The 13767-nt window shown below is 64.3% G+C and carries 11 protein-coding genes; 6 read left to right on the plus strand and 5 right to left on the minus strand.

Annotated features, from left to right (window positions below; translation table 11 throughout):
* Positions 1 to 3: 3 nt before the first annotated feature.
* Entirely contained in the window at positions 4 to 1500 is a 1497-nt protein-coding gene (locus ACUYV6_RS06280; protein WP_449277796.1) for an aldehyde dehydrogenase family protein, read from the minus strand.
* 145 nt (positions 1501 to 1645) lie between these two features.
* Positions 1646 to 2572 (minus strand): LysR substrate-binding domain-containing protein, encoded by a 927-nt coding sequence (locus ACUYV6_RS06285; RefSeq protein WP_449277797.1) that lies wholly within the window; start codon positions 2570 to 2572, stop codon positions 1646 to 1648.
* A 186-nt stretch (positions 2573 to 2758) separates the two neighbouring features.
* Here ACUYV6_RS06285 and ACUYV6_RS06290 point away from each other — a divergent pair, with 186 nt between their 5' ends.
* Positions 2759 to 3862 (plus strand): Zn-dependent alcohol dehydrogenase, encoded by a 1104-nt coding sequence (locus tag ACUYV6_RS06290; RefSeq protein ID WP_449277798.1) that lies wholly within the window; start codon positions 2759 to 2761, stop codon positions 3860 to 3862.
* Between the two features lie 32 nt (positions 3863 to 3894).
* Here the strand turns inward: ACUYV6_RS06290 and ACUYV6_RS06295 are convergent, their stop codons facing one another.
* On the minus strand, positions 3895 to 5865 hold the full coding sequence (locus ACUYV6_RS06295) for an acyltransferase family protein (protein ID WP_449277799.1): 1971 nt from the start codon (positions 5863 to 5865) through the stop codon (positions 3895 to 3897).
* 163 nt (positions 5866 to 6028) lie between these two features.
* Here ACUYV6_RS06295 and truA point away from each other — a divergent pair, with 163 nt between their 5' ends.
* The 4 genes from truA to glmM all read left to right on the plus strand — a co-directional run bounded on the left by truA (position 6029) and on the right by glmM (position 9435).
* Positions 6029 to 6973: a tRNA pseudouridine(38-40) synthase TruA gene (gene truA / locus ACUYV6_RS06300; RefSeq protein ID WP_449277800.1), complete on the plus strand. Its 945-nt coding sequence runs from the start codon at positions 6029 to 6031 to the stop codon at positions 6971 to 6973.
* Positions 6974 to 7115: 142 nt separating this feature from the next.
* On the plus strand, positions 7116 to 7562 hold the full coding sequence (gene rplM, locus ACUYV6_RS06305; protein ID WP_449277801.1) for a 50S ribosomal protein L13: 447 nt from the start codon (positions 7116 to 7118) through the stop codon (positions 7560 to 7562).
* A 41-nt stretch (positions 7563 to 7603) separates the two neighbouring features.
* A complete protein-coding gene (rpsI, locus tag ACUYV6_RS06310) occupies positions 7604 to 8071 on the plus strand; it encodes a 30S ribosomal protein S9 (protein WP_449277802.1) in 468 nt (155 codons plus the stop codon).
* 14 nt (positions 8072 to 8085) lie between these two features.
* The gene (gene glmM / locus ACUYV6_RS06315; protein ID WP_449277803.1) at positions 8086 to 9435 is read left to right on the plus strand and encodes a phosphoglucosamine mutase; all 1350 of its coding nucleotides are present in this window, start codon (positions 8086 to 8088) and stop codon (positions 9433 to 9435) included.
* A 138-nt stretch (positions 9436 to 9573) separates the two neighbouring features.
* Here the strand turns inward: glmM and ACUYV6_RS06320 are convergent, their stop codons facing one another.
* Positions 9574 to 10830 (minus strand): coiled-coil domain-containing protein, encoded by a 1257-nt coding sequence (locus ACUYV6_RS06320; RefSeq protein ID WP_449277804.1) that lies wholly within the window; start codon positions 10828 to 10830, stop codon positions 9574 to 9576.
* Positions 10831 to 10885: 55 nt separating this feature from the next.
* Positions 10886 to 11854 carry a type I pantothenate kinase gene (gene coaA / locus ACUYV6_RS06325; RefSeq protein ID WP_449277805.1) on the minus strand — a complete coding sequence of 323 codons (969 nt, stop codon included), beginning with the start codon at positions 11852 to 11854 and terminating at the stop codon, positions 10886 to 10888.
* A 32-nt stretch (positions 11855 to 11886) separates the two neighbouring features.
* Between coaA and glmS the strand changes: the two genes are divergently transcribed.
* Positions 11887 to 13752 (plus strand): glutamine--fructose-6-phosphate transaminase (isomerizing), encoded by a 1866-nt coding sequence (gene glmS / locus ACUYV6_RS06330; RefSeq protein ID WP_449277806.1) that lies wholly within the window; start codon positions 11887 to 11889, stop codon positions 13750 to 13752.
* Positions 13753 to 13767: the final 15 nt, after the last annotated feature.

Consider the following 13767-nt stretch of genomic DNA (forward strand, 5'->3'; position numbering starts at 1 on the left):
GGATTACATTCCCTCGACCGAGAAGACGACACTCTTCGTCTCGAGGTAGGCCTCGAGACCTTCTTTGCCCATCTCTCTGCCGATTCCGCTCTGGCCGAAGCCGCCGAATGGCATGGCCACATCTGAGCTGTTGTAGGTGTTGATCCACACGACCCCGACATGGAGCCTGTTCGCGAGACGATGTGCGCAGGAGAGATCAGATGTCCAGACTCCTGCTGCAAGTCCGTATTCTGAATCATTCGCGACCTCAACCGCCTCCTCCTCCGTGTCGAACGGGATGACGGCGACGACCGGGCCGAAGATCTCCTCACGGACGAAACGCATCGTATTCTCGGCCTGCCCGATGACGGTGGGGGCGACGAAGCAACTGTCACCGAGTTGCGCGGGGACCTCTGACGAGTTGAGCACTTTGCCGCCCTCATCCTGGGCGAGGCGGATATACGAGAGCACCTTTTCTTGCTGGGCTTGGTTCACCAGCGGACCGATCTCCGTTTCGGGATCGAGGCTGTCGCCGATGCGAAGCGAATCTGCGCGACGTGACAGCTCTTCGACCACTCGGGGGTACACGGAACGCTCGACGAGCACGCGAGAGCCGGCGGTGCAGTTCTGGCCCATGTTTCCGAAGATGCCGCGAGCTACACCCTGAATCGCCTGGTCGAGATCAGCGTCCGCGAAGACGATGTTGGGGCTCTTGCCCCCGAGTTCTAGCGATACTCGCTTCAGATTCGAGTCTGCAGAACCATGGAGAACCTTGCGTCCTGTCACCGTGCTGCCAGTGAAGGCCACCTTGTCAATATCCGGATGCTCTACGATCGCTGAACCCGCGTCGGCTCCGAAGCCGGTGACGACATTGACGACGCCGCGCGGTACGCCTGCTTCCGTGATCAGGTCGGCCAGATAGAGAGCACTCAGCGAGGTGAACTCCGATGGCTTCACGATGACCGTGCAGCCCGCTGCCAGTGCCGGCGCGATCTTCCAGGCGGTGAGCATGAACGGGAAATTCCAAGGGATCACCAGGCCGCATACGCCGACTGGTTGCTTGAGCGTCATGCCGTGCGTGCGAGGAATGCTCAGCGCGCGAGTGTCACCTGCGATCTTGCTGGCCCAGCCCGCGTAGTACCGGAAGGTTTCGGCTCCAATCGAGATGTCGCCGCTGCGGGTTGGCGTGATCGGTTTACCGCTATCGAGCGACTCGAGCTGGGCGATGTCATCGGCATGCTCGGTGATGAGTTCGGAAACGCGCCAGAGCACTTCGCTGCGCTGGTCAGGGGAGAAGGATCTCCACTCCCCGTGCAGTGCTGCGCGGGCTGCCGCCACTGCCTCGTCGACCTCGGCACGGCTGCCTGCCGCGATGCGGGCTACTTCTTCACCGGTGACCGGGTCGTGGGAAGGGAATGTGCGAGGGGCGGGAAGTTCGTGTCGACGCCCGTCGATGTAGACCGCAGGGGTCTGATCGAGAAATTTCCGAACTCGTGGTCTCAAGTCTCTGGTGGTGCTCATTCCGGGTTCCTCCGCATCCCTATTCCGGCACTGTCGATTCGGACCCTAGCAGCGTTGAAAACTGCTGATCAATGTGCATATCGCGACCTTCGCGATAGCGCATCGCGATGGCGTCGATAGGGCGATACGGAGGTGGCGCCGACTCCTAGTCGGAAGCCGGATCGGAGTTCTCGGGAGCGCGGTAACCTCCGGCGATGAGCCCTTTCAGGCCTGCCTCGACGAATGCATCAGTCGCATCCGTTCGGCGTTGCGGTACCCATATGACGGATGACTGCCAAGCTAAGGGCTCGCCGTCAATCTCGCGGTAGACGACCCCCGGGGCGCTTTGGCCGAAGTAGGTATCGATATTGAAGTGCACTCCGAAGTCGACCTGTACCAGGCCGTAGACGAAGGAGGGATCCTGAACGTAGTGGAGGGAGGGCGGTAAGTATCCCGCATCCTTGCAGGTCTCCATCGTGCGGTCGAAGGTGGCGGGTGCCATGCGTCTGGGGAACATGATGAGAGGACGATCGCCGAGTTGAGAGAGATGCACCTGCGTTTGTGCGGACAACGGATCGTTCTGAGACAGCCAGACCCCCACGGGGCATGTCAAAGTGATACTCGACGCCAGACCCGTGCTATTCAATGGACGGCGCGCAACGGCGACATCGATCTCGCCGAGCCGTAAGCTCTCGAGCTGACTCGACGTGCTCATCTCACTGAACTGCAGACTCGTGTCAGGAATGCGGGATGAAAACTCCTGCAGGATCACTTGGATGGTGCGGGGAGAGGTGTCAGGAGGCAGGCCCACCCTCAGCTCGGATACCGGACCGTTTGAGAGCTGTTTCATCGCTTGGCCCGCAAGGTCGACCTCCCGGAGCACCTGCCGTGCGTGAGAGAGCAGCACGGTGCCCGCCTCGGTCAGCTGCACTCCCTGCGGGCCCCGTGAGAAGAGCGTGAGTTCGAGTTCGCGCTCGAGATCTCGGATTCTCTGGGACACAGGTGGCTGCGTGACATGCAGCCTCATCGCGGCCCGACCGAAGTGACGCTCCTCCGCAACGGCGACGAAGTAGCGAAGGTGATGCAGCTCCATACGGACAGAGCATAGCTGTCTTTCTGTCATCGCCTTTCGCGATCGCAGCGCTAGCAAGTCGCGCATTCTCACGTGAGGTGATCGTGGGTAGCTTGAGTCGAGAGACCGGAATACATGCGGCCCAGACGGTCCGCGCACAGGGTTCTGAGTCCGCAGCCGTGAATGCAGCAAGAACCAGGAGCGCCGATGGATGTCAGAGCAGCAGTATTTGAATCTGCGGGATCCCCGATACGTATAGAGACGATTCAGGTGGATGACCCGGGGCCGCAGGAAGTGCGTGTGCGTCTTGTCGCGAGCGGGGTGTGCCACAGCGACTACCACGTGATCAAAGGGGACCGAAGTAAGCGGACACCGCTGGTGCTGGGTCACGAGGGAGCCGGGGTCGTCGACGCGGTGGGCCAGGAGGTTACCGGGATCGCGGTCGGAGATCATGTCGCACTGTCATGGGTGCCGTACTGCGGCGAGTGTCGACGCTGCCGAGAGCGCAGGCCCGGGCTGTGCACCAGAGTGGGAAGTGCTTCCGGATCAGGGGTGATGCTCGACGGGTCGACGCGCTTCTCACGGTCTGGAGAGCCGGTGTACAGCTTCACCTCCATCGGCGCGTTCGCAGAGTACGCCGTGGTGCCCGCCAGTTGCGCGATCGTAGTGCGGAAAGATGCGCCGCTCGACAAAGTGGCCGTGATCGGTTGCGCGGTGGCTACCGGGGTTGGAGCCGTAGTCAATACAGCTCAGGTCAGGGCAGGCGATTCCGTGCTGGTCATCGGAGCCGGGGGCGTGGGCCTCTCCGTTGTCATGGGGGCCGCGTTAGTCGGGGCCGGCAGGATCATCGTGGCCGACGTGAATGATTCGGCGCTCGAGAAGGCAGAGCGACTGGGGGCGACGCATGTTCTGAACCCTCGCGAGGTGCAACTCGAAGCAGTGATATCGGAGATTGTCGGGGAGGACGGTCTTGACTGGGCATTCGAAGCGATCGGCCTGAAACAGACGATTGAGCAGGCGTACGAGGTGATCCGGCCAGGTGGAACCGTCGTCGTCGTGGGGCAGGCTGCGGACGGCGTGAGGGTGGAGATCGACCCGCTTGTGATGTCGGACAGAGAGAAGTCTCTCATCGGCTGCAACTATGGCAGCTGCCACCCGGCTCTTGACTTTCCTCGATTGATCGACCTCTTCATGGAGGGACGGCTTGATCTCGACCTGCTCGTCGCCCGCACAGCGAGTCTGGATGACATCAACGAGGCCTTCGGCGCCATGGGTGCGGGTGAAGCGGCCCGAACGGTCATCCTCTTCTGAGCACCAGACGATCGATGAGACCGCAGCAGGGCTTAGTAGCGCGGAGCGTGGAGCCCGAGAGCTTCCTGGGGGTCCTCAAGGTCTTCGAGTGCCGTCTGCACTGAGTTGGCATAGATCTCTCCGCCGCTGGGATTGGGGTGGATGCCATCGCCCGCAAGCGCATCGGGCTCGGGGGTCACCGATCCGGACCAGTCCGCCACGACGACCCCTCGGTGCGACGCGGCATAGTCGGAGAGCGTCTTATTGACTCCGGGAATCCAATCGCGATCCGCGTGAGCGTTGACGAGCACAATCGGACGTGTCCCCGCGATCCTGCGCAGCTCATCGAGGCCTGCCGCATCGATGGGGCCGTTCGTGCCGAGCCCGACGACCAGCACGCTGCGGAGCTGTCCCTGGGCAGCGGCGGCATCGGTGATACCGACGCCGGCGACGAGACCGCGCGACACTTCGGCGTCGACACTGATGCCCGGGAACGCCGAATCCAATTCGGGCAGACTCGCGAGCATGACGGAGTCGCCGATCGCGGTGATGTCAGAGCCGTCGATGACAACATTCTCCGGCGTCTCAAGCGCGGCCTTCGCGCCCTGTTCGGCCTGTTGCGCATCGCCCGCGTCTGTGCCGGGCCGATCCGTATGAGCTCCGGTGCCATCTGTGCCGGATCCAGCCGAGCCGCTGTCCTCTGCGCCAGAGTCGCCTGCCTCCTCATCCCGTCTGTCGCCTGGAGAGGCGTCCTCGTCGAGCATCGCTTGCCCGCGGGCAATGGCGTCGGCGGCGGAGCTCTGCGCAGGCGCCGACGCGACGGCATACGCGGCGGTCGGCACTGAGGCGATCAGTACGAGTCCGAGGGAAGCCGCGACGACGCGCATGCGCGGAGTCTGCGACACAGGGCGGACGAGCAGTGCGAGGGAGCGTCGCAGACCGAAGCGCCGCACCGGTTGCTCGACGTAGCGGTATGAGAGGGCCGCGATCAGGAGCGTCGCCAGGAGCACTACCGCACCGGTGATCGCACGTCCTTGGGGGAGTGCTGCCCAGGGAACCGGGGCCGCGGCGACTAACACGAGCAGGGGCCAGTGCCAGAGATAGATACCGTAGGAGCGCTCACCGATCCAGCGCAGCGGAGCAATATCGAGTGCGCGCCCGATCCATGCTCCTGGACGGGTGACCGCCCAGACCACCAGCACCGCCGCCAGCGTTGCGAGCTGGAACCCGCCCTCGAAGCTGAAGGGGCTGCCCTCGCGCATCGTCGCCGAGAACCAGCCGAGCGCCGCCAGGCCGAGAAGCGCCGCGACGGTGTATCCCGTTTGAGCCGTGATTCCGGGCTGCGCGTTTCGCTCGTGCGGATGCAGCATGATCGCCAGCACGACTCCGAGCAGCAGCCCGAACGTGTGGGTGTCCGAGCCGAAGTAGATGCGCGTCGGTTCGGCCCCGGAGATCGAGAGCTGCGTCATCCAGAGAGACGAGGCGATGGCGAGCAAGAGGAACGGGAGTGCTTGGAAGAATCGCGGGTTCGACTTGATCAGTGCGAGGAGCAGGAGCGGAAGCAGAATGTAGAACTGCTCTTCGATCGACAGCGACCAGGTATTGCGGAAGAGCTCGGGGTTGTCTTGAGCGAAGTAGTCTGCGCCGTTGGCGATGAATATCCAGTTGCTGACGAAGAATGCCGCGCCGGCGACTTGCGAGCCGATGCCGACGAGCACGTCACGATCGACCAGGAGTGCGAGTGAGGTGCAGACGACGAGCACGAGAGCGAGCGCTGGGAGCAGCCGACGCGCCCTGCGCTGCCAGAAACGACCGAGACGCACGCGACCCGTGGTCCGATGCTCGCTGAGCAGCAGCGAACTGATCAAGAATCCGCTGATGACGAAGAACACGTCGACGCCGAGGAAGCCTCCGGGAAGTGCTCCGGGAAACAGGTGGTAGACGAGTACCAGCGCCACGGCGATCGCGCGTAGACCGTCGAGCCCACCGAAGCGCGGGGGCGATACGGCTGCGGGCTGTGACATTCGATGGATTCCTGGGCTTTCGTGGTCGGTGGGTGTCGGTTCGCCCTGATCATGATACGCGTCGCAGCGCTTCGAAGCCTCTGAGCGTACGTGGCCGCTGGCGCCGATGCCGAATAAGTGGACGCGGGGCAGATTGTGGGGCGGATCTGGCAGGATCGTCGGTGTGACCCAGGCAAGTGCAGTCGACGACTCCGGAGACGGGACCGCATTCGTGCGGGTGCGGCTCGATCTCGCTTACGACGGCTCTGAGTTCCACGGGTGGGCGGCGCAGCCGGGGCTCCGCACGGTGCAGGGGGAGCTCGAAGCGGCGCTCGCGGTGCTGCTGCGAAGAGCACCGGGAGAGGTCGCTCTGACAGTCGGCGGTCGTACCGATGCCGGAGTGCATGCCCGTGGTCAAGTTGCTCACCTCGACGTCTCCCGGAGCGAATTGGAGAAGTGGGCAGGATCCTCCCGTCGTGCCGGTGGCTCCGGCACGCACGCCGACGCGGCTCACGAGCATCTCGCCGCGCTGCGCGCGCGAAAGCTGGTCGGGGTGCTCAGTCGTACTGCAGCAGATATCGTCGTGCACCGGGTGCTCGAAGTGCCTGCGGAATTTGATGCCAGATTCTCTGCACTGCGTCGGCGCTATGAGTATCGGATCCGGGATCCTCGTGCGAAGCGAGATCCGCTGACTTCGCACTTCACGGTGGATATCGGACGCGACCTCGACCTCTCGCTCATGCGCCGTGCCTCAGAATCGTTGCTCGGGCTGAATGACTTCACGAGCTTCTGCAAGGCGCGAGAGGGCGCGACTGCGGTTCGCACGCTCCTGTCGTTCGAGTGGCGGCAGACCGAGGACGGCGCCTACGCCGCACGCATCGAGGCCGATGCCTTCTGTCATTCCATGGTGCGAGCGTTGGTCGGGGCTGCGGTCGCGGTCGGGTCGGGCAGGATCGGCCTGGCCGAACTCGAGGAGATACGTATGCGACGAGAACGCACGAGTCGCTTCTCCGTCATGCCGGCGCACGGCCTGAGTCTCGAGGAGATCGCGTATCCGCGTGACGATGAGCTCGCAGTCCGCGCCGAGCGCACCCGCGCACGACGGGCACCGCTCGACCGAGGGGTGTGACGCCGAACGGCGTGCTACTATGGATCCTTGGTGCGTCAGCACCCGACTTGTTGAGCCCTCCACCGCGCGAGCACCCGTTACCGGGACTCCGCACGGAGCGGGATCCACGAACACCTCCATTTCGACAGAAAGCAGCACGCCAGTGACTCGCACTTACTCGCCGAAGGCCGCAGAACAGAAGCACGATTGGCTCGTCATCGACGCCGCCGACGTCGTGCTCGGTCGCCTCGCCTCGCACGCCGCCGCACTGCTCCGCGGCAAGCACAAGACGACGTTCGCCCCCCACATGGACATGGGCGATTACGTCATCATCATCAACGCCGACAAGGTCGTGCTCACCGCCAACAAGGCAGAGCAGAAGAAGGCCTACCGTCACTCGGGCTACCCGGGCGGTCTCCGCTCGGTCAGCTACACCGAGCTGCTCGACAAGAACCCCGAGCGCGCGGTCGAGAAGGCTATCCGTGGCATGCTTCCCAAGAACTCGCTGGGTCGCGATCAGTTCCGCAAGCTGAAGGTCTACGCGGGCGCCGAGCACCCGCACGCTGCGCAGCAGCCGACCGCCTACACCATCGGTCAGGTCGCGCAGTAACCGCGGCTCCAGACGTATAGACGAGAGAAGAGACTTTCAAAGTGACTGAAGAGCAGAGCTACACCACTGAGACCCCGGCCGGCCAGGCCGCCGTGCCCGAGACCCCGCGCCCCGCGCTGACCGTTCCCGGTTCGGCCGTCGGACGCCGCAAGCAGGCCATTGCCCGCGTGCGCCTCGTACCCGGCACCGGTTCGATGACCGTCAACGGTCGCGAGCTTGCGGAGTACTTCCCGAACAAGCTGCACCAGCAGCTGATCACCGATCCCTTCACCGTGCTCGAGCTCGGTGGCTCGTACGATGTCATCGCCCGTATCGTCGGCGGTGGCCCCTCGGGTCAGGCGGGCGCACTGCGTCTCGCGATCGCTCGTGCGCTCAACGAGATCGATGCGGAGCACAACCGTCCGACGCTCAAGAAGGCCGGCTTCCTGAGCCGCGATGCTCGCATCAAGGAGCGCAAGAAGGCCGGTCTCAAGAAGGCCCGCAAGGCTCCGCAGTACTCGAAGCGCTAATCGCGCGACGAGCTATGGCACGCCTATTCGGCACCGATGGGGTTCGGGGCCTGGCCGGGGTCGATGTGACCGCCGGCCTGGCCCTGAACCTCGCTCACGCAGCGGCTCTCGTGCTCGGGCGCAATGCCCGGGCCGAGAGCCGTCGTGCGACTGCTGTGGTCGCGCGCGATCCGCGCGTCTCCGGCGAGTTCATCTCGGCAGCGGTGACCTCGGGACTGGCAGCCGCCGGAATCGACGTGCTCGATGCCGGCGTGATTCCGACACCCGCGGCCGCGTATCTCGTGGCAGACACCGGCGCGGATTTCGGCGTCATGGTCTCGGCATCCCACAATCCCGCGCCAGATAACGGCATCAAGTTCTTCGCGGAAGGCGGGCGCAAGCTCGACGACGAGATCGAAGACGAGATCGAGCAGGCGATGGATCGCCCCGTGGCTGCGGTGACCGGCCGAGAGGTCGGGCGCATCAGGCGCTTCGCCGACGCCGAGGATCGCTACCTCGTGCACCTGCTGGGTACCCTGCAGGGCGTCAGCCTCAAAGGTCTGCACGTTGCTCTTGACTGCGCCCACGGCGCCGCGGCGGGAATCTCCCCGGACGTGTTCACCGATGCCGGTGCAACGGTCACGGTCATCGGCAATGATCCTGATGGATTCAACATCAACGACGGCATCGGATCGACGCACCTGGACGCGCTGATTGATACCGTGCGCAGCTCGGGGGCCGACCTCGGTATCGCGCACGACGGCGATGCCGACCGATGCCTTGCAGTCGACGCGGACGGCAATGTGATCGATGGCGACCGCATCATGGCGATTCTCGCGCTCTCGATGGCTGCGCGAGGCAAGCTCGCACAGAACACACTCGTCGCCACGGTCATGAGCAACCTCGGACTCAAACTCGCGATGGCCGATAACGGCATCGACGTCGTCGAGACCCGAGTCGGCGACCGCTATGTTCTCGAGTCTCTGAACCAGCACGGCTACTCGCTCGGCGGAGAGCAGTCTGGACATGTCATCATGAGCGAGTATGCGACGACCGGTGATGGGATCCTCACCGGACTCCACATCGCTGCCGAAATTGTACGCAGCGGCAAGACGCTCGCCGAGCTCGCAGCCTGCATGACGGTCTACCCTCAGGTTCTGGTCAACGTTCGCGGAGTCGATCGCGCAGGTGTCGCGAACGACGAAGTGCTCGAACAGGCGGTGCATCAGGCAGAGCTCGCGCTCGGAGGCAAGGGCAGAGTACTGCTGCGCCCGTCGGGCACCGAGCCCGTAGTGCGGGTGATGGTCGAGGCGGAATCCGAAGAACGAGCCGAGTCGCTCGCGAACGACCTTGCCGAGATCGTCAAGGAACGCCTCGCGATCTGAGTGACGACGGACTGAGCCGCCACGGATTCGACTTCGGTTGACTCGGCTGCTGACTCGAAGACGCTCAGCGCGCCTCAGTATCAGCCCGTCTCAGTACCAGTGCGTTTCAGTACCAGTGCGTTTCAGTACCAGTGCGTTTCAGTACCAGTGGGGATCGCGAGCGAGCCAGGTGTTGTAGGCGATGCAGGGGCTCCCGTACGCAGACTTGATATACGCGAGGCCCCAATTCACCTGGGTCCTCGCATTCGTACGCCAATCGGGTCCGGCTGCGCCCATCTTCTCCGCGGGCCACGACTGCGGGATTCCGTAGGCGCCACTCCACGGGTTCGTCGCGTCGTAGCGCCAGCCCGACTCGCCGTTCCACAGGTTCACGAGGCAGGAGAACTCGCCGCTTCCCCAGCCGTAGGCGCCGATGGCGCCTCGTGCATACGATTGAGCCGCGGCGGGTGAGTTGTCTCCGCTGCCTGATCCACCCGAGCCTCCGGACCCGCCAGATCCACCGGATCCACCCGACCCACCTGAGCCCCCTGACCCACCTGAGCCGGAACCGCCGCCTCCGCCGCCGGATTCGCGCTCTCTGGCCTGACGTTCTTGCTCCTGCTGCTGTCTGCGCTCCTGCTCACGCTGCTGTACTTGCGCGGCCACCTGCACGCCCAACTCGTACTGCTTCTCGGTCTCAGCGGTGGTGCCGCGCAGCGACGCGAGCTGGGCGTATACGGTCTCGGTGCGTTCCGAGGCGTCTGCCACCTCGGCGGCGGCCAGTTCGCCCGCACGCTCGGCTGCCTCGGCTGCCTCTGTCGCCTCTTCCGCGAGACGCTCCCGGGTTGCGCGCGCGTTCTCGGCCTGCTCGCGCAGCGACTCTGCGGCGTTCACCTGTGTCGCCGCGTTCTCGGCCAGCGTGTTCCATGTACTCGTCACCTGCGTCGCCACGCTGAGCTTGGCCATGAACTCTTCCGAGTTCTCTGACGATGCGAGTTCAGAGTATCGCGCGAGCCCAGTGCCATCGCGATACAGCCAGGAGACGGTCCGCCCGAGCACCTCGCTGTTCTCGTCGAGCTCGGCCTCGGCAGTTTCGAGACTCTCCTTGATCTGCTGTTCGCGCTCCGTGGCATCGGAGAGACTCTGCTGCGCGACTCGCGACGACATGTCAGCCTGGATTGCAGCGGTCGATGCCTCGGATGCCGCGCCCTGGGCGTCGCGCAGCGCCCGTTCGAGACGCTCGGAGGTGGCTGCGGTCTTCGCCTCGGAGCTGCGTGCGGCCTCGACTTCGTCCCAGGTGGGATAGTCGGCGGGGTCTTCGCTCGGCACCGCGACCGCGGGCACGGCGAAGATCAGTGTGACGGCGATCGCGGACGCAGCGGCCACGGCGCGTCGTGCACGACCCATGCTGCTCATGCCTCCAGGCTAGACGACGGACTTCAGAAGCTGCACGGTTCGCGGGTCGGATTGCTCACATTTTGCGCAGAAGCACCTTCTGCACACGATGGTCCGCCTCCTTGCGGAGCACGAGCGAGGCACGGGCTCGAGTCGGCCGAATGTTCTCGATGAGGTTCGGCTCGTTGATGTTCTTCCAGAATTCATCGGCGAGTGCGAGGGCCGCATCATCGTCGACGGAGGCGAATCGCCGGAAGTGGGAATTCGGATCTCGGAACGCACCCTCGCGCAGACGGAGGAAGCGCTGCTGATACCACCTCCGAATGTCAGAGGTGCGGGCGTCAACGTAGATCGAGAAGTCGAAGAGGTCGCTGACAGCGAGCGGATGCTCCATCGACGCAGGCTGCAAGACGTTGAGCCCCTCGACGATGAGAATATCGGGACGCTTCACGACGGTATACGCGTCGGGCACGATGTCGTAAACCAGGTGACTGTACTGAGGAGCCCACACCTCGGGAACTCCCGCTTTCACCTGAGTGACGAAGCGCAGGAGCGCACGTCGGTCGTAGGACTCGGGGAAGCCTTTACGGTGAGCGATACCCCGCCGTTCCATTTCAGCGTTCGGGTACAGGAAACCGTCGGTTGCGAGCAGCTGCACACTTGGAGTTTCGGGCCAGCGGGCCAACAGGTCGCGCAGGATGCGGGCCACGGTGGACTTGCCGACCGCCACTGACCCGGCGATGCCGATCACGAAGGGACTCGGGGTTTCGCCGTCGAGCTGAAGGAAGCCACGGGTGCGGGCATAGGTTTCGCGAACCGAAATCGCATACTGGTTGATGAGCCGGCTCAGCGGACGGTACACCTCGCTCACCTCTGCCATATCAAGAGGCTCGCCGAGGCCGCGGAATGCCGCGATCTCCGCCTCGGTCAAGGGCATGGGGGTCTCGCCCGCAAGCCTGGCCCACGCTTCACGGCCGATCTCCGTGAAGGGTGAGATGACATCTGGGCGCAACAGGGTCTGCGTGTCGGGGTGCTGGTCACTCATCACCCATCATCGTGCCACTAAAATGAAGCCTCATGTGTGGAATCGTTGGATACGTCGGCCCGAACGACACGGTCGAAGCGCTTGTGAGTGGCCTGCGTCGCCTCGAGTACCGGGGTTACGATTCCGCTGGCATCGCGGTGATCGACAATTCCGGTGAGGTCGTCGTACGCAAGCGTTCGGGCAAGCTCGCCCGGCTTGAGCAGCTGCTCGACGACAGCCCGGTCGAGGCGGTCGGTACCGGGATCGGTCATACCCGGTGGGCGACGCACGGAGGACCCACCGATGAGAATGCCCACCCGCATGTGGGTGACGGCGGCAAGCTCGCACTGATCCACAACGGCATTATCGAGAATTTCGCCGAACTGCGCGCCGAGGTGGAGTCCGCCGGAGCGGTGCTCTCAAGCGAGACAGACACCGAGGTGGTTGCGGCTCTGCTCGGCATCGAGGTGGCCCGCCTCGGAGATCTCGAGACGGCCTTCCGCGGCGTGGTAACCCGATTGCACGGCACCTTCACTCTGCTCGCGTTGCACCGTGACGAGCCGGGCAAGGTCGTTTCCGCGCGCCACAACTCGCCTCTCGTCGTCGGGCTCGGCGACGGTGAGAACTTCCTCGGCTCTGATGTCGCCGCATTCGTGAGCCATACTCGCCGGGCGGTCGCGGTCGATGAAGACAACATCGCGGTGATCACGGCGGAAGAGGTGCGCATCACCGACTTCGCGGGCGAACCGGTGGCGTTCACCGAGTACGAGGTGGAGTGGGACGCCGGAGCGGCGGACAAGGGCGGTTGGTCGTCGTTCATGGCGAAGGAGATCAACGAGCAGCCGGAAGCCGTGGCGAACACGATCCGGGGGCGCATCGTCGATTCCGGTACTTCTCGTGCGCATGTCGATATTCCCGAGCTGTCGGCGCTCGGCGATGAGCGGCTGCGTGGTATCGATCGCATCGTGATCATTGCCTGCGGCACGGCCTCCTACGCGGGCATGATCGGTGCCTACGCGCTTGAGCAGTGGGCGCGGATTCCGGTGGATGTGCAGCTCAGCCATGAGTTCCGCTACCGCGATCCCGTGCTCACGGAACGCACCATGGTGATCTCGGTGAGCCAGTCGGGAGAGACGATGGACACGCTCATGGCCGTGAAGTACGCGATTGAGCGCGGGGTGACGACCGTCTCGGTGTGCAACTCGCAGAGCGCCACGATTCCGCGTGAGTCCGACGCCGCGGTGTACACCCACGCCGGCCCCGAGGTGGCGGTCGCATCGACGAAGGCGTTCATCGCGCAGATCACGGCGCTCTACCTCGTGGGTCTCCACTTGGGGCGAGTGCGGGAGACGCTCACCGTGGAAGACGCGGCGGCTGCGGTCGCTCAGCTGGAATCGCTGCCCGAGAAGATGGTCGAAGCGGTGTCGACTCACGAGCAGGTCGCCCAGATGGCCCACTGGATGGCTGATACGCGCTCGGTGCTGTTCCTCGGTCGTCATGTCGGCTATCCGGCAGCGCTCGAGGGCGCACTCAAGCTCAAGGAGATCGCCTACATCCATGCCGAGGGCTTTGCCGCAGGGGAACTGAAGCACGGTCCGATCGCTCTGATCGATCACGGGCAACCGGTGTTCGTGCTGGTGCCGAGCCCGCGAGTCGCGCCGGTCATGCACTCGAAGGTCGTCTCCAACATTCAGGAGATTCGAGCCCGGGGCGCCCGAGTGATCGCGATCGTCGAAAAAGGCGATACGGCAGTGCTGCCCTACGCCGACGAGGTCATCCGCATCCCGCTCAGCGATGCTCTGTTCGAGCCTCTGCTGCAGGTCGTGCCGTTGCAGTGGTTCGCGCTCGAACTGTCGACCGCGAAGGGCCTCGATGTCGACCAGCCGAGAAACCTCGCGAAGTCGGTCACCGTCGAGTAGGGCTGTCCCGGCCAC

It is taken from the genome of Leucobacter sp. GX24907 (assembly GCF_053567335.1).